Genomic DNA, 18,874 nt, shown 5'->3' on the forward strand with positions numbered 1-18,874 from the left:
AATACAGTACAATCCTTCAAAAGAGACAACCTCATGACTCCTTTTGTTGTTAACTATTAAAATCTATATTTTATGTTATTGGAATTAGCAATCACTCTTGCCACCACCTTTATGGCCCCGGTACAAAGCAAACAATCACCCCCCAAAACGCAGGTCATCTATGTAAAAGAATCAAAGGAACCCTGTACCGGCGTGGCTCCCATGGAATGTTTGCAGATAAAAGGAGTAAATGATGCAGACTGGTCAAACTTATATACCAATATCAGCGGCTTTAAATATACCCCTGGCTACCGTTATAAGCTTAGGGTAAAAATTACCAGGGTAAAGAACCCACCGGCAGATGGCTCTTCCCTGAAATATACCCTCGCCAAAGTGCTGGAAAAAAAGAAGATCAGCAATACCGGTTCAGCAGCTATCACCGGAAAGAAATGGGTGTTGGTAAAAATGGATAATGAAGCCATTTCCGATGGCGCCATCTGGATGGAATTCGACGGCACCCAGAAACGCATGCACGGTAAAAGTGGCTGCAACAGCATGATGGGTGCATATATCACCTCCGGCAGCGATCTTACCTTTTCCAAAACAGCCGGCACCCTGATGGCCTGCCCCGACAGGGATGTAATGCGCCGCGAAACCTCCTTCATGAAACAAATAGGCGATCAAACATTTCAATACGCCGTAGCCGGTCAAACGCTGAACCTCTTCCAAAATGGCAATATCGTATTGCAATTCCGCCTGGAAAATAAAGACGGCAATACTTCCGGCAACAACAACTGGGCAGCTATCGGCAATAAAAAATGGACCCTGAAAATGATCAATGAAGGAGTAATCAGCAACTCCGGTGTGTGGCTGCAGTTTGATGAAGATAAAAAACGCTTCAGCGGCAAAGGAGGCTGTAACAATATTTCCGGTGGGTATACCGCCGTTAAAAATAAAATTACCTTCACACAAGCCATGAGCACCCGCATGATGTGCGGAGATGCAGATGTAATGCGCCGGGAATCAGAGTTCCTGAAACAACTCGGCGGACATACCTTTACCTACACCGTAAACGGTGAAACCATTGACCTCTACGAAGGCGGCAAATTAGTGATGCAGTTTACGCTGGAAAGTAATGGTAACGATCAGCAGGGAAACGCGTCAAACAATAACCAGTGGGCTTTCATTGGCAGCAAAAAATGGAACGTGATCAAACTGAATGATGCTACAATAAGTAACTCCGGGATCTGGCTGGAATTTGATATCAATCAGAAACGCTTCCACGGCAAAGGCGGCTGCAACAGCATTTCCGGCGGATACAACGCTACCGGCGATGAAATAAAATTCACACAGGGCATCAGCACCCGCATGGCCTGTGCAGATGCAGATGTAATGCGCCGCGAAGCTGAATTCCTGAAACTCATCAGTGATAACTCCTTCCGGTATGATGTGGCGGAACAAACATTAAACCTCTATAAAGACGGGAAAATTGTAGTGATGTTTGGTATGCAGGATAAAACACTGTAATATTATTTACACATAATCCATCATAGAAAAAGCAGCAAGGGGTGACCTTTGCTGCTTTTTTTGTGTTTAATATCGGTCATTAAAAATAATTCAATTACCACATGATAACATCTGCAAAAAAAACTTTCATTCATCACCGTTGCATATAGCTGGTAGGACTTTCCCCTGCAAATGACCTGAACTCACGGGTGAGATGTGCATGATCATAAAAGCCGTGGTCCAGCGCCAGCGACAATAAGTGAGGATTTGAGAGGCTTTTCAGCTGCTGCTTCAAACTTAGAAATCTTACAATACGTGCGAATGTTTTCGGAGATACGCCGGCTGTCTGCAAAAAGTGCCTTTCAAAATTACGGGGACTCATATACACCTGTGCTGCTAAAACATTTACTGCTATAACACCTTTCGATTGCCTGATCTGCGCAATACTATGTTGCATTTTTCCGGAGATGATATTTCCGGCCGGCAACCGCTGCAAGAGGAACTTTTCCAGGCATGCTAGTTTTGCGGCTATCCCCTGGGCCTTCATCAACAATGGCTCCAGTGCAACATGCCATCCGGAAGCAATATCGCGCAGGGGAACATGATCATCCGTAATCAATTGTAAAGGCAGCCCTGTAAAACTATTCAGTCCTCCCGGCTTAAAACGGACTCCTAACAAATAGGTATTTGCATGAAGGATAGTATCATGGAAGGTGGTCATGGTGCCTACTACAAAAGCATTACCTGGCATTATTTTCAGCGTTTCGTCAGCTGCAATAATGTCTTCACTAATATTAAAAATAATATCCGCACAGGTATCCGGTAATATACGCTGCTGCATAAAATGCAGTCCCCCTCCTATCCAGTAGGCGTCTACATATGCAGTCAATAGCGGATGTGGCCGGAATTCCTTATACATGCCTCTAAATTAAAACATTATTACGAATGGCGGTTTTATACACAGCTCCGCCAATGCAGGAAATTCTTCGCATTATTATCTGTGTATAAAACCGCTATCCGTAATTTTTAATTCATCACGCTTACTTCGCTGCTACGAGTTTGGGATGATATGCAAACAACATCGCGTTGGATACATTATTTCCTACCGCAACTACTACAGGCACTGTGGTGGCCTTCTGCACAGGTACCTGCACCAAAAGGGTGTTACCATCTGCACGCAGAATTTGCGCAGGTACGTTACCAAAATTCACTTTATTTTCGTGCAAATCTTCACTAAAACCGTGTCCTTTGATCAGGAGGAAATTTCCTGCATGTCCTTCTACAGTTACTACTTCAGCGGTGTTTTCTGTTGAATTCGGGGAACAAGCCGTCATGGCCATAATTAACAGCATAAGGGCTGTCACAAACAATTTAAACTGTGTCATCTTATTTTTCTTCTTTTTGGGGGGTCACAACCCTGTTACAAATAATTCACCGGGGTTAACACTATTGCAATTGCAACTCTTATCGGCAACAGTATATATTCGGTATTCAAACGGACGCAAAGGTACAATCATTCCTCCAATAAAAAAACAAGCTATCAAAAAAATACGTAGAATTACGTATACGGTTATATGATTTTACTGCTTCAAAACCTGTGCTCTATTATGTTCCATTGACTCATAAAAATATTTTTTGCGATTCGTTTACCAGATGCCGAGTACTTTCCACCAGCCGCCGCCAATGCCTATCCAGATAAGGATAAGCACGATGCTCAGAATAAACCCGCATCTCCACCAGTCTTTCAGATCTACATAAGTACTTCCGAAAAATACCGGTGCAGGTCCATGACCATAATGGGTAAGTGTTCCGAAGATGCCACCGCAGTATCCCAGCGCCAATGCAAGCAGCATACCCGGTATGCCTACAGAAATACCCACACTTAAAAACGCGGAATACATAGCCGCTACATGGGCCGTAGCGCTGGCGAAAATATAATGACTGTAAAAATATACGAGCACTATAATCGGGAAAGCTATTGTCCATTTCATACCACCTACTTTCTGTTTGATCAGGTCACTGAACCACGGAATAAAACCCAGGCTGTTCAGGAAACTGGCCATCATTACCAGCGCAGAAAACCATACAATAGTATCCCAGGCGCCTTTCTCCGACTTCACATCATCCCAGGTAAGCACCTGTGATATAAGCAGGAATACCAATCCTATCAGGGCGGTAGTGGTAGCATCTATCCCAAACAGATCTCCCGTTATCCACAGGAACAGCAGGATCACAAATGCCAGCAGCATCAACCATTCGTTCCTGTGTACCGGCCCCATTTCCTTCAGCTTTTCAGATGCCATAGCAGGCGCATCTCCTGTAGACTTCAACTCCGGCGGATAGATCTTATACAATATCCATGGCACTGCAATAATGGAAATAATCGCCGGCACCACTGCCGCTGTGAACCACGACATCCAGGTGATATCAATACCCAGGTTTTTCGCAAACTTCTGACACATGGGATTACTCGCCGTACCTGTTAAAAACAGGGAAGACGTAATAAGATTCATGTTATAACTGTTCAATGTAAGATAGCCGCCCAGCTTGCGATGGGTAGCCGGGTCTTCCGGCACGGAACCAAAGTTGATAGCCATAGATTTCATGATGGGATAAATAATACCTCCTCCCCGCGCGGTATTACTGGGCACCGCCGGCGCCAGAACCAGGTCGGCCAAACCCAGCCCGTAAGCCAATCCCAGTGGGCTGCGGCCAAATACCCGGACGAACAGGTAAGCAATACGTTTTCCTAAACCGGTTTTAATAAATCCCCGCGCAATAAAAAAAGAAATCCCTATCAGCCAGATCACTTTATCACCAAAACTGCTGAGCGCCAGCGTAATGGATTTCGCCGGATCACCCGGCGCCAGCACGCCGGTGAGGGCCACCAGCGTAATAGCCACCACCGACATAGTGCCCATGCTTGCCGCTTTCATAATAATACCGACAATGGTTGCCAGGAAAATAGCCAGCAGATGCCAGGCTTCCGGCTTCACTCCTTCCGGCGCCGGGATGAACCAGATCAGCAAACCCACCGCGAGGGTAATTAACAGTTGAGGATACTTGATTTCTTTCATATAAACTCACATTTATTAAAACCTGCATTGTACCTGCACAATCAGCAGATTGCTGTTATGCGTTTTTGTTCCGGGAATATCTTTGTTATACTGGTCTATCTGCATTCCTAACTGAATACGGCCACCGTAATCTTTCAGAAAAGCCAGGCTGATCATGGGGATATAGGATTGCCGGATAGCGCCATCATGTTTTTTGTTTTCATCAAAATATTCATACCGCATGGAAAGCTCGATAGAGGTCAGCTTATGATAGTTGATCTTGTAGCGTAAATTGGGAAGTACGTATATCCCATCCATTATATAACGGCTTACTCCTTCCCCGCTGCGGACGCTGTCTGGCAGGGCGTAGTAGAGCTGATGATTGTTACCCTGTTTGTATTCCGACTGTAACTGCAGATCCCATTTGGGTGCCAGTGGAATCACTCCGCTCACATCTACCCCCAAAGCATACACGCTTTGTCGTTTCACTGCGCCAAGCCGCCATTCAGCCCCAGCGAAAGTTTATTCATCTCTCCGAATTCCAGCCGGGCCGTTCCCAATTTACCGTTGTCGTTGTCTGATGGCTGGTTGCGGTTGTTCCCATTCACCACGGAAACAGCATACTTCATAGGGATCTTACTGTTCTTGTTAAACGCCCCGAACATCGATATGCCGATCTGGAAGCTTTGCCAGCCGTTGCTGCCGAACGCATAATATTGGTTGGAGAAATCCATCGACTGGATAATGTCTACAGGGTACAGATCTTCTAAACCAAAAGATGGCCGGAATTGCCCCACGGTGAAGTTAACTGCATCGTTCCAACGGTAAGAGATATACGCATTTTCAAGGACCTTCCCTTTGGTATCTCCGGAAAATTCAGCCAGGTTAATCAGCACTGCCGCTGTAAAACGGTCGCTCACCTGCGCTTTGGCCTGTAAACGGGCACGCTTGATACTGAAGCTGTTTCGTACTACTTCTTCTGCATCCGGCTGATGCATTCCGTTTACATCCACATCACGTATCAACGACCCGGTATACCTGGCCTGGAAAACACCCCCGAAAGATATCTTCTTGATAAATCCGGCTATTTTTTCGATGGACGAATCCCTGGCAGTAGTGTCTCCCGGCGGCCATGCAGATGCGTTGGCAGAAAAGACACAGATAAAAAACAGGATAGCAAAGAGTAAAATTCGTTTATGCATGCACGGTTGTTATTAGATGTTGGAAACAGCCTATGGAGATAACACCATGCAACAAAAAAATGTTTTGGGTAAAACAGAATTAACCCGCAATAAAAAGTCCCGCACAGGGGCTACCTGTGCGGGACTTTCTGATCAAATGCTTACCCGCAGATTATTTCACCAGTTTCAGCTCATTGATAATATTTTTTGCACCTCCCAGTTTGTCAATACACCACAGTACATAACGTACATCTACACAGATAGTACGATTGTACTCAGAATCAAACTGAATTTTGTGACTCAGGGCTTCGTAGTTACCATCAAAAGCGAGCCCAATCAGCTCGCCGTTGGCATTGATAACAGGAGAGCCGGAGTTACCACCGGTAATATCGTTGGTAGTGATAAAGCCAACTACAATATCATTACGTTTAGCATCTTTGTACTGACCGAAATCTTTTTTATTATACAGGTCAACATAATTTTCAGGCAGGTCAAATTCATAATCGCCTGGTACATATTTCTCTATAACCCCTTTCATAGTGGTTACATAGTCGTAATGCACGGCATCACGCGGAGAATATGGTTTTACCTGGCCATAAGATAAGCGCATGGTAAAGTTTGCATCAGGATACCTGTTGGCGTTAGGACTCATCTGCATAACACCTTTCAGGTAAGCGCGGCCAAGATCGTTATTTTTAGTATTGAACTGGTTGTATAACGGCAGGTATTTACCTACATAGTTTTTGATGAATGTGCTGGCATAGGCAAATACCGGATCGTTCTGCAGGGTTACTGCATCCGGGTTTGCTACAAATGCGCTCCATTTGGCATCATCAAAAATAAATGTATTGGCCATTAAGGAAGCAGCCCAGGTATTGTATGTTTTGTCTTCATCAAGAGGGCCATATTTTGCTTTCAGCGCATCATAAAAACCAATGGGCTGTTGATCTTTAGAGATGTCGGTGTAGAACATATGACAGGTAGCTGCAAGGATTTTCTGGTCGGATGGTTTGTTTTCTCCTTCCAGGAATGTCTTACGGGCTTTATCAGCTGCATCTACTGCCTGTTTAACGGCTTCTTTGGGAGCGCCTGGTGTTACCAATGCTCTTTCCACGCCCGTTAAAGAAGCTGCGAAAGCCGCTACCGGGGAGCCCATGATACCTTCATTCAGGTAAGTGCGTTGTTTGGCGTAGGGAGTCCATGCCTTATAGGCGGCCTCGTAGTCGGAAAGGATATTGGCAAATTCAGGTTTGCCTTGTGCCCATTTGGCAAAAGCAGCTTCCTGTTTTTGTTTATCGGCCAGTACGCCGTGTTTTTGCAGTTGCTTTGTTTCGCCGTCAAAAAATTTCCAGTAGTTGGCGATCCCGGCATAAGAAGATGCCAACTGCAGTTTTACCGCAGGATCTTTCTTCATCTGCTCAAACATGGCCTTCAGTCTTACATCGCGGAGATTTACCACGGAAGGGTTTTCGATGGATGTTTTCAGCTGTATGCCGTAAGAAGTTTCATAACGGTTGGTGCCGCCGGGGTAGCCGAAGATCATGGCATAGTCATTTTCCTTTACACCCTTGATAGATACGGGGAGGAAATGTTTTGGCTTTAAAGGCACATTATCAGCGGCATAGGCAGCAGGCTTGCCGTCTTTACCGGTATATACACGGAACACGGAGAAGTCGCCGGTGTGGCGGGGCCATTCCCAGTTATCGGTATCACCGCCAAATTTACCCACGCTTTCGGGAGGCGTACCTACCAGGCGGATATCTTTATAGCGCTCGTATACAAACAGCAGGTATTGATTGCCTTTGAACATAGGCACCACCTTCGCTTCATAACCGGTGTTGGCAATAGTTTTAGCGACAATTTCTCCATATACCTGTTGTTCTTTCTGGGCTCTTGCAGCACCATCAAGTCCTTTCAGCGCATCTTCCACCTCCTTGCTCACATCTTCCACTCTTACCAGGAATTGTACAGACAGCTGGGCAGAAGCAATTTCTTCCTGTTTATTTTTTGCGTAGAAACCGTTTTTCAGGTAGTTGTGTTCTACAGAACTGGCGGCGGCAATAGCGCCGTAGCCGCAGTGGTGGTTTGTAAAAATGAGGCCCTCATTACTTACAATTTCACCGGTACAGCCGCCACCAAAAATAACGATGGCGTCTTTCAGGGATGCTTTATTAATACTGTACAACTGTTCTTTCGTTAGCTTCAGTCCTTTCTTCACCATGTCGTTGTACGTTTGCTGCCCCAGTAAATAAGGCAACCACATGCCCTCATCTGCTTTAGCCCATTTGATACTTACGCTAAGCAATAAGAGCAAAACCAGTAATTTTTTTCTCATATTAAGTCAGGTTTTGTTTTTTTAAGGACCTCAAACCTAGCTAATTTTTCGTTACCGGGCGCAGGTATAAGGACCAACGGCAGCAAACATCTGATAAATATAAAAATATGATCAGGGTCTAAACAAAAAAACTGGAATATGTTTTGATAAAGGGGTACGGCCGGAAGGCTGTGCCAGTATTTAAAAATCACAAAAAAAATCGTCGGAACATGAAAAAGGTATTCTTACTGGCGGGCATTGCCGCTCTATTTGCCTGTAACGAGAGTAGCACTCAGCAGGAAAAGAAAGAAGAAATAAAAGAAGATATTAAAGAAGCCGGGCAGGAAATAAAATCTGCCGCCAGCAGTACAGGTGATTATTTATCTGAGCAAAAGAAACAGGCGGAAGAAGCTATTCAGGAGCGTATCAAAGAAATAGACCAAACCACCCAGGAATTAAAAAAGGACGGGGACGAGAAAAGCGTGGCTGCCCGTAAAAAGCTGGAAACACTGAAAGCACAGATGAATAAAAAGCTGGACGACGTAAAAAACAGCAGCGCCGACAAATGGGACAGCACCCGGGAAGCCGCCGACCAACTGATGAAAAAATCCGATAAAGAGTGGACCGATTTCAAACAGGACTTTAAAGATCTCTTTAAAAAAGATTAAAAGAAGGTGGCCGGATTACTTCAAAAATCCACAATCCTTGTTCCTTGAACATTAATCTTGTAATTTTACCCGGCTTAATAGATTTCAATTTGCTACTGTCTTACTATCAGGAATTACTAACAGAAGCCGGCTGTGATGAAGCCGGAAGGGGATGCCTGGCGGGTCCGGTGTTTGCCGCAGCCGTTATCCTGCCGAAGAAATTCAGACATCCGTTGCTGAACGATTCCAAGCAGATGAAACAGTCCGACCGGGAAAAACTGAGAAAGGTGATTGAAAAAAAAGCAGTATGTTATGCCGTGGCAAGTGTGGATAATGTGGAAATAGACAAGATAAATATACTGAAAGCTTCTTTCAAAGCCATGCACCTGGCGTTGGAGAAGTTACAGCAGCAACCTGAATTTATACTGGTAGATGGTAACCGCTTTTATGCATACGGCAATACGCCACACGCCTGTATTATACAGGGCGATGGCTTATACGCCTCCATTGCAGCAGCTTCCGTTCTGGCCAAAACCTATCGTGATGAATATATGCAGCAGTTACATGCTACATATCCACACTTTGGGTGGAATGAGAACAAAGGATACCCTACCAGGCAACACCGGGATGCTATCCGGGAATTTGGCGATACGCCATTTCACCGCAAAACATTCCGTTTGCTGCCGGAGCAGCTGGAACTGGATTTATAGCTTTTAGCCGTTAACGGGTTATCTAAAAGCTAAATGCTGACAGCGATAGCTCTGTTAACCTTATACTTATTAATTTTGCCCTGACAGGGAATAATTATGTTAAAGCAGACACAACAGCAGAAACTATTACAGAAACTTTCTCCCCAGCAAATTCAGCTCATGAAATTGCTGCAGGTCCCTACTGTGAACCTGGAAGAAAGGATCAAAGAAGAACTGGAAGAAAATCCGGCGCTGGAATATGGCGAAGAAGCAGGAGAAGACGAGTTCAAAGAACAGGAAGAGTATGAAGCTCCCGCAGAAGAAGATGAATTTGAACCCGATGGCAGTGAAAATGAATACGACAATATCGATATTTCTGAATATGTAAGTGAAGGAGATGATGATGTGGCGGATTACAAACTGCGTGACGATAACTATCCTGATCCGGACGAAAGCAATAAAACCATCCCGATCCGGGTGGAAACGTCTTTTCATGAACACTTATTGAGCCAGCTGGGTATGCTCGAGCTGGACGACCACCAGAATGCCATTGCCGAACATATCATCGGCAGTATCGACGACGACGGCTACCTGCGCAGGGAAATCAGTTCCATGGTGGATGATCTCTCCTTTTCACAGAATATTGACACCACCGAAGAAGAAATCAACTCCCTGATCAAAAAGATCCAGGACTTTGATCCGGCTGGCGTATGCGCCACCGATCTGAAAGAATGCCTCCTGCTCCAGCTGAAACGTAAGCCACAGGACGATCCCGGCGTGCACAACGCCTACTCCATCCTCGAAAACTACTTCGACGAATTTACCAAGAAGCACTACGAGAAGATCCAGAAGGCATTAGGCCTTTCCGACGAAGGACTGAAAGAAGCCATCACCCAGATCATCAAGCTCACTCCCAAGCCAGGCGGCAATTTCGCCACGCTGAATAAAGCAGAAAGCTACGTACTGCCCGACTTCTTTATTTTAAACAACGCCGGTAAACTGGAACTTACGCTGAATTCACGTAACGCTCCCGATCTGCGGATTTCCGGTGGTTACCGCGAAATGCTGAAGGAGTATGACCGGGGCGATAAAAAAGATAAGCGCCAGAAAGAAGCCGTATTGTTTATCAAACAGAAAATAGATGCCGCCAAATGGTTTATAGACGCCATCAAGCAGCGGCAACATACTTTGCTGTCTACCATGGAATCCATCATGGATTACCAGCGCGAATTTTTCCTTACGGGAGATGAAACCACCATGAAGCCTATGATCCTGAAAGATATCGCGGATCGCACGCAACTGGATATTTCTACCGTAAGCCGCGTGGCCAACAGCAAATACGTACAAACCGAGTTCGGTACCTTCAAACTGAAATTCTTCTTCTCCGAATCCCTGTCTACCGACAGCGGCGAGGAAGTATCCACCCGGGAAGTAAAGAAGATCCTGTCAGACCTCATTGAGGCGGAAAACAAACGTAAACCACTCAGTGATGAAAACCTCACGAAGATGCTGCAGGATAAAGGATATAACATTGCCCGCCGTACGGTGGCCAAATACAGGGAGCAGCTGAATATTCCGGTAGCCCGTTTACGTAAAGAATTATAAGAACCATACCATGCAAGAACAAGCTGTTTTAGACAGGAACGGAAATATACGTTTGGAGCCGGAGTTTCCAAAGGCAATGAAATCCCTGGCTTTAATCATTTCCTATCTCTCACATCCGCTGTTCATTCCCCTGCTGGTAACATTCCTGGTACTGGAATCCATTCCGGAATATATGGTCGCCTTTAAACCATTGAGCAAAAGGTTCGCCTTCGATATGCTGTATTTCAGGGTGGCTATTATCAGTATCGGGTTCCCGGTGCTCACGCTTTTACTGGCCAAGGCGCTGAAATTTGTTTCTTCCGTTCATATGAAAACCCAGCGCGACAGGATCATTCCTTATGTAGCGATGATCACTTATTACTTCTGGGCATTTTATACTTTTCAACAGGAAGGCCGGGCGCCAAAATTCTATACCGCGTTTTTCCTGGGCGTGTTCCTGAGTGTTTCTATCGCTTTTGTTACCAATAATTTTATAAAAACCAGCATGCATACCGTAGGCTGGGGCGGCATAATCGGCCTTTTATTGTCGCTGATGTGGGGAATGCATATGAATGTATCCATCCCACTGGTCATTACTTTTTTTGTGGCCGGTATTGTAGCTACCTCCCGCCTGGTGCTGGGAGCACATGAACCACGTGAAATCTACATCGGTTTCCTGATTGGTATTGTTTCGCAGCTGGCAGCGTGCTGGATCCTCGTAAAATAGGTGCTTCACCATTCTATCCCTGCTCCCCTGCCGGTAAATGCTGAAACAAGTCAGCCCACCAGCCAGGGATCAGGGAGAACAACATTTAGAACGGCGATAAAAATTTTTGGGGTTTAACCTTGACCACTTCACCATTTCATCTTCACATGGATGCAAGGCCGCAAGGCAGGCTAACAAACAATTTTAACAAACAGTAGGGGATTAACTTCAACAACTAAACTTGACAGTACAAAAGTGAAACTTTCTGCGCTGATACTCAAGCGTATAACTACGCTTTTTAAAAATGCAGTAGAATTCTCACTTCCGCCGGCTAATTATTTTTTTTGAGGTTTTGTTGTTACGCACATTCAATGCGTAATGGGTTCGCATCTTTGTTATGCCATTAGGGGTTAACCCTTTTAAGGTTTTAAGAAAAAAATTTTTAACAGGAAGTTCTTAACAGCACGGAAAAGGATTACTACTTTATTTAGCATTTAAAAGAAAATGCTAAAATATTTAGGAAAATAAAAAATTAGATCATAACTTAGCAGTCCAATTAATTTGCTTTCTAATTGTGATCAGCTATCTATTAAATTTGTAAAAACATTACTTATATGTCTACAGCCAATGCAGAAAAACTGAAGGCCCTGCGCCTCACAATGGACAAGATTGAGAAAGATTTCGGGAAGGGATCTGTGATGATGATGGGGGAAAAAGCAGAAGCGCCGATGGAGATCATTTCCACGGGTTCCCTGGGCCTTGATATCGCACTTGGAATTGGCGGTTTACCCAAAGGAAGAATCATAGAAATATATGGACCTGAATCTTCCGGTAAAACAACCGTCGCCATCCATACAATCGCTGAAGCACAGAAAAAAGGCGGCATTTGCGCCATTATAGATGCGGAGCATGCTTTTGACAGCAGCTACGCCAGAAGACTGGGAGTTGACGTGGATTCCCTGTTAATTTCACAGCCGGATCACGGTGAGCAGGCGCTGGAAATAGCAGATCGCCTGATCCTCTCCGGCGCAGTAGATGTAGTAGTAATTGACTCCGTTGCTGCCCTGGTACCGAAAAGTGAACTGGAAGGTGAAATGGGTGAAAGCAAAATGGGATTACAAGCCCGTTTGATGTCACAGGCACTGCGTAAATTAACCGCCACTATCTCCAAAACAAACTGCTGCTGCATCTTTATTAACCAGCTGCGTGAAAAGATAGGTGTTATGTTCGGTAACCCTGAAACTACCACCGGTGGTAATGCGCTGAAGTTCTACGCATCCGTAAGGCTGGATATCCGCCGCATGAGCCAGATTAAAGATGGTGACGAAGCAATCGGTAACCGCGTGAAAGTGAAAGTGGTAAAGAATAAAGTAGCGCCTCCGTTCCGCCAGGCAGAATTCGATATCGTTTACGGTCAGGGTATCTCCAAAACAGGAGAAATCATCGACATGGGTGTTGAATATGGCGTTGTTCAGAAAAGTGGTAGCTGGTTCAGCTATGATACCAATAAATTAGGCCAGGGCCGTGATGCAGTGAAACAACTGCTGAATGATAACCCTGAACTGGCAGCAGAAATCGAAGCCAAGATTAAAGTGAAGATTCAGGAAAAGCAGGATGCCGCTTAATATTGGCTGCTATTGAATTGAATAAGCATTGAATTGAAACTTAGTATTAAACATACATAGAAGTTAGTTTTAGTTTTAGTAAGCATTGGGTTAGTATGCACATCCCTGCCTTATCCTGGGCGGGGATTTTTTTGCCCGGGAGTGAAGTCTCCCCTCTACTTCCCTCCAAAAACAAAAGCCGCCCCTAAACGGAGCGGCTTTGTTTTTTTTACTATTATCTTACAAACAAAAGCAATTAAGCTTCTGCTTTCATGCTCTTAGCTGATCTCTTACGCTCTTCTTCATCCAGTATTACTTTACGCATACGGATAAAGTTAGGAGTAACTTCTATACACTCGTCATGCTGGATGTACTCCATACATTCTTCCAGTGTCATCAGTATCTTAGGCGCAATGTTAGCAGCACCATCGGTTCCGCTCGCACGCATGTTGGTCAGTTTCTTACCTTCATTTGGATTCACCACCAGGTCACCTGGCTTGTTGGTTTCACCAATGATCATACCCTTGTATACTTCTTCTCCCGGATCAACGAAGAAAGATCCTCTATCCTGCAGTTTGTCCAGAGAGTAACCAGTAGTAGTACCAGCTTCTTTGGCAATCAGCACACCGTTGTTACGGCCTGGGATAGCACCTTTCCATGGTTTGTAATCATTGAAACGGTGCGCCATCACTGCTTCACCTGCAGTAGCAGTAAGCATCTGTGTACGCAAACCAATCAAACCACGGGAAGGAATCTCAAATTCCAGGTGTTGCATTTCACCCTTGGTTTCCATGATCAGCATCTCACCTTTACGACGGGTTACCAGATCAATTACCTTGCTGGCAAAATCCTGCGGAACGTCTACCACCAGGGTTTCATACGGCTCGCATTTTTTACCATCCACATGCTTCACAATTACCTGAGGCTGACCAACGGTCAACTCATAACCTTCACGACGCATGGTTTCAATTAATACCCCTAAGTGCAGGATACCACGACCATAAACCATGAAGCTATCAGCACTGTCAGAATCCATTACACGCAGTGCCAGGTTCTTTTCAGTTTCCTTCATCAAACGGTCACGCAGGTGACGGGAAGTAACAAACTTACCATCTTTACCAAAGAACGGAGAGTTGTTAATACCAAACAACATGTTCATGGTAGGCTCATCCACACTGATAATTGGCAACGCTTCCGGCTCTTCAGCATCAGCGATAGTATCACCAATGTTAAAACCTTCAATACCAACTACCGCGCAAATATCGCCGGCATATACCTTAGTTACCTTTCTCTTACCTAACGCTTCGAAGATATACAACTCACGCACTTTCTGCTTCTTGCTGGTACCATCTGTCTGCATCAAAGTAACCCACTGTCCTTCTTCAATAGAAGCACGGGCCACCTTACCTACAGCAATACGACCAAGGAAAGAAGAGTAATCCAATGAAGTGATCTGCATCTGCAGGTTACCTTCTGGAGTGGTTGGCTCCGGAACGTACTGGAGGATACCATCCATCAATGGAGAAATATCTTCACTCTGTTCTAATGAACTGTTAAACCAGCCATTTTTACCAGAGCCATAAAATGTCGGGAAGTTCAATTGATCCTCTGTTGCATCCAGATTAAAGAACAATTCAAAAACTGCATCATGTACCTCATCAGGACGACAGTTAGCCTTATCTACCTTGTTGATTACAACAATAGGTTTCAGATTCAGCTGCAAAGCCTTCTGCAACACAAAACGGGTTTGTGGCATCGGACCTTCAAAAGCATCCACCAACAGGATAACACCATCAGCCATTTTCAATACCCTTTCCACCTCACCGCCAAAGTCGGCGTGGCCTGGAGTATCAATCACATTGATCTTGGTTCCCTTATATTCAATAGATGCGTTCTTGCTGAATATGGTGATACCACGCTCTCTTTCAAGATCGTTACTATCCATGATCAGATCTCCTGATTCCTGATTAGCCCGGAATACATTAGCCTGATGAAGGATTTTGTCAACCAAAGTAGTTTTACCATGGTCTACGTGTGCAATAATTGCGATATTACGAATGTTCATATACTTAAATCTTTAGCTATCAGCCATTAACTAAATTTACGCTAATAGCTACAAAAAGAAGGCGCAAAGGTACGAAAACATAGCGAGAATGAAGGTGTCACGTTTTAAATAAATGTAATCATTTGGTCAGCCCGGAAAACGCCCTTGCAATAGGTTGGTTATCATTGATTTACAATTAATTATATCCAAATATTGTAAACAAATAGTTTTATGGCGTCAATTTTGCCCCACCCCACAGCGTTTTAACCGCTTAATACCGCTCGCATGAAAAAGAAACTATATCTCCTCGCCATCGCCTGCCTCTCCCTCGTCACCTCCCGCATATACGCACAAATACCAGCCCAGGATATTAACCTCTCTGAATATAAATACCCGTTCCCGGTACATTTCCTGAAACTGCAAATACAAGGGCAAGCCCTTCAAATGGCCTACATGGACGTTCAACCCTCCCGCCCAAACGGTAAAACAATTGTACTCCTCCATGGCAAAAATTTCTGCGGCGCCTACTGGGACAGCACCGCAGCGGACCTCAGCAACAACGGCTACCGGGTCATCATCCCGGACCAGATCGGCTTTGGCAAGTCATCCAAACCCCAACACCTCCAATACAGCTTCCAACAACTGGCGCAAAACACCAAAACACTGCTCGACTCGCTGCAAATAACCAAAACAGCCGTGCTCGGTCATTCAATGGGAGGCATGCTCGCCACCAGGTTCGCATTAATGTACCCGGAGGTGACCGAAAAACTCATCCTCGAAAATCCCATCGGGCTGGAAGACTGGAAAGTGAAAGTGCCCTATCAGTCAGTAGATAAATGGTATAAAGCAGAACTGCAACAGAACTATGAGAAGATCAAACAATATATGATGGACAGCTACTACGCCGGCAAATGGTCGCCCGCCTACGATAAATGGGCGCAGCTCCAAGCCAGCTGGACCAGCAGCCCCGACTACTCCCTGGTAGCCTGGAACTCCGCCCTCACCTACGACATGATCTTTACCCAACCCGTGCTGTACGAGTTCCAGAATATTACAGTCCCCACCCTCCTTATTATCGGGCAACGCGACCGTACCGCCTTAGGAAAAGCCAACGTTCCGGAAGAAGTGCGAAAAACAATGGGGAATTATCCTGAACTGGGAAACGCTGCTGCGAAAAAAATTCCACACGCCACGCTGGTACCTATCGAAGGTGTAGGACATCTTCCCCACATTGAAGCCTATACGAAATTTATTGCGCCCCTGCTGAAGTTCCTGAAGGAATAACCCTATTCCTCCAGCAGCTTTACAACATACTCCAACGCACTCTGATTCGCAGGATTGTCCAGCGCATGCGCGATATCCAGCTTCTCCCGGGAGGTAAGATGCCAGGATAAAGCCGCCGCCTTGTCCTGCTTCTGCGGCACATACTGGAAAATTACCCGGTGAAATTTATCCGGGAAATATCCTTCCATATAATTCAGTAAATCATCCTGGTCAAAATCCTGCATGGCGCTCCAGTGCTGCTGCATGGTAAACAACGGCTCAAATAACAGGTCGCTCAGATCCTTCGTTTTTTTGATCGGGGAAATGTCATTCTTGCGGGTATCACGGATCTGGATATATATCACCCCGCTGGTATTTTCATTGATCCATTTATTAAACGTGTATAAATATCGCAACGTGGTTTGCTGACCAAAATTATCGCGGATACCGGCGTCCATCACATCCACAATAGGATTGCTGGGAAGGAACGCATTAGGCAGTACATAAGGAAACGTAGCACACATACGGATCGCGCTGGTTACTCGCAGGTCCATCGCATCCTGTGCCGCAAAGTATTGTCCGAAATCCACCCCGTCGATATCCCTCACCTGCCGTGTAGGATACTGGTACTGCGGGCTGCATAAGTAACTGACTGGCTGTGGGGGAAATCATTAACCGGCGCCCGTCTGCATTAATAGTAGCATTCCATATCAGCATGGGAATGTCTGCATGGGCTTCCGGCTCCCGGTAGTCTTTCAGCGTTTTATCCAACACACTGTCAGTATGCTCATTCAGCTGCATTTCAAATGCATAACCCCTATCCTTTGCGTAATGATTTTTCCCGATACTGAAACTTCTCCACGGTGTAATAAAATCATTCACGGCCATAGCAGAAAATACAGAATTGAGTAAGTCCTGTGATACCTTCTCTGCATATATATTATCAGACAGGCGGATAGGTTTCCCCTGCTGCTGTTCGTAATACAACTCCCGGAAATAACTGGCCCCCAGCATACCCCCGGAGGCGCCGGTCATCAGCACCGTGTGCTTCATCAGCCGGCCCTGCAGCATACTGTCCAGCCGCTGTAATACGTTTACGCTCCAGGTGGCTGAACGGCTGCCGCCGCCGCTGAAATTCATTACAATTAGCGGGGGCTTTTTTCCCGCCGGGAACTTCTTTCTCCAGTTCTCTAATATCAGCAGGGTTTGTTTCTTATCCGCTTCGTATCGCTCCCGGGTAAAAAATTGTTGCAGGGCCGCCACACTGTATTCCGGACGGGCCTTCTTCTCCCGGTAATTCAACCCGTAAGCCTTATTACGGTTATCCACCCAGTTATGTTCCACCATCCAGTTCAAACCAAACAACATCACCAGCAATATGGGAATAGACCAGGTTTGCAACATATAGGAAAAGGCGCCCGCCACCCCGATGAGAAACGCAAAAAAGATGAGCACACTGGCGCCCGCAGGAATTCTGAATACATCATAATCCATCATGTAAGCCAGTATCACCAGGAAAACCAGCGAGCACCCCACGGTGATCATCGCAGCAAAGTGATGCTGCTTGAGGATACTGTCGAGGTAATGCTTATTGTAGTGATCCACATTCCTCGCCCTTCTGATACGCCAGGGCGTAGAGAAATAATTATGTACCGGCAGCGCATTTTCATCTGGATCCTGGTTGGGTTTCAGGATCATCCGCAGGAAGTTTCGCGGATTACCGAAACGCTTTTCCAGGCGTCTGCCAATATTTTTATCTGCATTAAAAAAATAGAAAAAACAGAAGAAGAATATAAACAACACTCCGCAGATAAACCCTTCCCCCAGCAACATGATATCCGGAACGGTATTGAGCTGTTCATACCGCTGGTATTCCCATCCGCGGTAAAGCATACTGAAAATAAATACCAGCGGTATGATGGCATTATTAAGGCAATACCTGAAAAATGGCTGCGAAGTGGTGGCAAGGAACTTAAACCGGCCGGTATGCAATATAAAGGTGGTAATCTGCCAGCTCATAATAAACATGCCGGTGGCTAGTCCCAGGATAGTAGTACTGTAGAAATTTACTTTGCCCAGGTATTCCGGCGCCAGGTAAAGTGCATCTCCACCAAACACCTTGGCAAAACCACCATTGATGGTGCTGAACAGGATCACCCAAAAAATAAGTAATACCTGGTACTTCCTGAAATGCAGGAGCAGCAACTGTATAGGGAAAGAATAGTAAGTTTTTATCAGTAATAACTTCACCTTCATCAGACGATTATTACGAATAAACCTACGGAAAATTTACGGATTTAT

16 protein-coding genes are annotated in these 18,874 nt (G+C 45.3%); 7 read left to right on the top strand and 9 right to left on the bottom strand.

Translation table 11 applies throughout. The annotated features are described in order from the left end of the window. Positions 1-72 precede the first annotated feature (72 nt). Complete coding sequence (locus QFZ51_RS02825) at positions 73-1,506, top strand: META domain-containing protein (RefSeq protein WP_429042932.1); 1,434 nt, start codon at positions 73-75, stop codon at positions 1,504-1,506. A gap of 133 nt (positions 1,507-1,639) precedes the next feature. On the opposite strand, the gene QFZ51_RS02830 is transcribed toward QFZ51_RS02825, so the two are convergent. The 6 genes from QFZ51_RS02830 to QFZ51_RS02855 form a co-directional block, all read right to left on the bottom strand. Beyond that, on the bottom strand, positions 1,640-2,404 hold the full coding sequence (locus QFZ51_RS02830) for an AraC family transcriptional regulator (RefSeq protein ID WP_429042934.1): 765 nt from the start codon (positions 2,402-2,404) through the stop codon (positions 1,640-1,642). A 121-nt stretch (positions 2,405-2,525) separates the two neighbouring features. Then, positions 2,526-2,870 (bottom strand): IPT/TIG domain-containing protein, encoded by a 345-nt coding sequence (locus QFZ51_RS02835; protein WP_429042935.1) that lies wholly within the window; start codon positions 2,868-2,870, stop codon positions 2,526-2,528. A gap of 261 nt (positions 2,871-3,131) precedes the next feature. After that, positions 3,132-4,562, bottom strand: coding sequence for an anion permease (locus tag QFZ51_RS02840; protein ID WP_429042938.1), 1,431 nt, complete (start codon positions 4,560-4,562; stop codon positions 3,132-3,134). Between the two features lie 15 nt (positions 4,563-4,577). Next, positions 4,578-5,030, bottom strand: a complete 453-nt coding sequence (locus QFZ51_RS02845) for a hypothetical protein (protein ID WP_429042940.1) — start codon at positions 5,028-5,030, stop codon at positions 4,578-4,580. Then, positions 5,027-5,743 (bottom strand): porin, encoded by a 717-nt coding sequence (locus QFZ51_RS02850; protein ID WP_429042943.1) that lies wholly within the window; start codon positions 5,741-5,743, stop codon positions 5,027-5,029. Before QFZ51_RS02850 ends, QFZ51_RS02845 begins: the two co-directional genes overlap by 4 nt. Positions 5,744-5,894: 151 nt before the next feature. Next, complete coding sequence (locus QFZ51_RS02855; RefSeq protein ID WP_429042946.1) at positions 5,895-8,057, bottom strand: S46 family peptidase; 2,163 nt, start codon at positions 8,055-8,057, stop codon at positions 5,895-5,897. A 209-nt stretch (positions 8,058-8,266) separates the two neighbouring features. Here QFZ51_RS02855 and QFZ51_RS02860 point away from each other — a divergent pair, with 209 nt between their 5' ends. The 5 genes from QFZ51_RS02860 to recA all read left to right on the top strand — a co-directional run bounded on the left by QFZ51_RS02860 (position 8,267) and on the right by recA (position 13,287). Next, complete coding sequence (locus QFZ51_RS02860; protein WP_429042949.1) at positions 8,267-8,704, top strand: hypothetical protein; 438 nt, start codon at positions 8,267-8,269, stop codon at positions 8,702-8,704. A gap of 89 nt (positions 8,705-8,793) precedes the next feature. After that, positions 8,794-9,393, top strand: a complete 600-nt coding sequence (locus QFZ51_RS02865) for a ribonuclease HII (RefSeq protein ID WP_370908781.1) — start codon at positions 8,794-8,796, stop codon at positions 9,391-9,393. A 159-nt stretch (positions 9,394-9,552) separates the two neighbouring features. Then, complete coding sequence (gene rpoN / locus QFZ51_RS02870) at positions 9,553-10,977, top strand: RNA polymerase factor sigma-54 (protein ID WP_429042951.1); 1,425 nt, start codon at positions 9,553-9,555, stop codon at positions 10,975-10,977. Between the two features lie 10 nt (positions 10,978-10,987). Beyond that, positions 10,988-11,683 (top strand): hypothetical protein, encoded by a 696-nt coding sequence (locus tag QFZ51_RS02875; protein ID WP_370908783.1) that lies wholly within the window; start codon positions 10,988-10,990, stop codon positions 11,681-11,683. 593 nt (positions 11,684-12,276) lie between these two features. Next, a complete protein-coding gene (gene recA / locus QFZ51_RS02880) occupies positions 12,277-13,287 on the top strand; it encodes a recombinase RecA (protein ID WP_370908784.1) in 1,011 nt (336 codons plus the stop codon). Positions 13,288-13,522: 235 nt separating this feature from the next. Here recA and typA read toward each other — a convergent pair whose 3' ends face one another. Beyond that, entirely contained in the window at positions 13,523-15,331 is a 1,809-nt protein-coding gene (gene typA, locus QFZ51_RS02885; RefSeq protein WP_370908785.1) for a translational GTPase TypA, read from the bottom strand. Between the two features lie 264 nt (positions 15,332-15,595). On the opposite strand from typA, the gene QFZ51_RS02890 reads away from it, so the two are divergent. Beyond that, positions 15,596-16,594 (top strand): alpha/beta fold hydrolase, encoded by a 999-nt coding sequence (locus tag QFZ51_RS02890; protein WP_429042955.1) that lies wholly within the window; start codon positions 15,596-15,598, stop codon positions 16,592-16,594. A gap of 2 nt (positions 16,595-16,596) precedes the next feature. Here QFZ51_RS02890 and QFZ51_RS02895 read toward each other — a convergent pair whose 3' ends face one another. Then, entirely contained in the window at positions 16,597-17,097 is a 501-nt protein-coding gene (locus tag QFZ51_RS02895; protein WP_429042957.1) for a hypothetical protein, read from the bottom strand. Continuing rightward, a complete protein-coding gene (locus tag QFZ51_RS02900; RefSeq protein WP_429042959.1) occupies positions 17,066-18,829 on the bottom strand; it encodes a hypothetical protein in 1,764 nt (587 codons plus the stop codon). The genes QFZ51_RS02895 and QFZ51_RS02900 overlap by 32 nt, the downstream gene beginning before the upstream one ends. Positions 18,830-18,874 lie beyond the last annotated feature (45 nt).

The sequence above is a fragment of the Chitinophaga sp. W3I9 genome, from assembly GCF_050434025.1.
Lineage (GTDB): Bacteria > Bacteroidota > Bacteroidia > Chitinophagales > Chitinophagaceae > Chitinophaga.

Coding starts and splice junctions, on each gene's coding strand:
- QFZ51_RS02825 (WP_429042932.1), top strand. CDS start 73: ATGTTATTGGAATTAGCAATCACTCTTGCCACCACCTTTATGGCCCCG.
- QFZ51_RS02830 (WP_429042934.1), bottom strand. CDS start 2,404: ATGTATAAGGAATTCCGGCCACATCCGCTATTGACTGCATATGTAGAC.
- QFZ51_RS02835 (WP_429042935.1), bottom strand. CDS start 2,870: ATGACACAGTTTAAATTGTTTGTGACAGCCCTTATGCTGTTAATTATG.
- QFZ51_RS02840 (WP_429042938.1), bottom strand. CDS start 4,562: ATGAAAGAAATCAAGTATCCTCAACTGTTAATTACCCTCGCGGTGGGT.
- QFZ51_RS02850 (WP_429042943.1), bottom strand. CDS start 5,743: ATGCATAAACGAATTTTACTCTTTGCTATCCTGTTTTTTATCTGTGTC.
- QFZ51_RS02855 (WP_429042946.1), bottom strand. CDS start 8,057: ATGAGAAAAAAATTACTGGTTTTGCTCTTATTGCTTAGCGTAAGTATC.
- QFZ51_RS02860 (WP_429042949.1), top strand. CDS start 8,267: ATGAAAAAGGTATTCTTACTGGCGGGCATTGCCGCTCTATTTGCCTGT.
- rpoN (WP_429042951.1), top strand. CDS start 9,553: ATGAAATTGCTGCAGGTCCCTACTGTGAACCTGGAAGAAAGGATCAAA.
- QFZ51_RS02875 (WP_370908783.1), top strand. CDS start 10,988: ATGCAAGAACAAGCTGTTTTAGACAGGAACGGAAATATACGTTTGGAG.
- recA (WP_370908784.1), top strand. CDS start 12,277: ATGTCTACAGCCAATGCAGAAAAACTGAAGGCCCTGCGCCTCACAATG.
- typA (WP_370908785.1), bottom strand. CDS start 15,331: ATGAACATTCGTAATATCGCAATTATTGCACACGTAGACCATGGTAAA.
- QFZ51_RS02890 (WP_429042955.1), top strand. CDS start 15,596: ATGAAAAAGAAACTATATCTCCTCGCCATCGCCTGCCTCTCCCTCGTC.
- QFZ51_RS02895 (WP_429042957.1), bottom strand. CDS start 17,097: ATGTGTGCTACGTTTCCTTATGTACTGCCTAATGCGTTCCTTCCCAGC.
- QFZ51_RS02900 (WP_429042959.1), bottom strand. CDS start 18,829: ATGAAGGTGAAGTTATTACTGATAAAAACTTACTATTCTTTCCCTATA.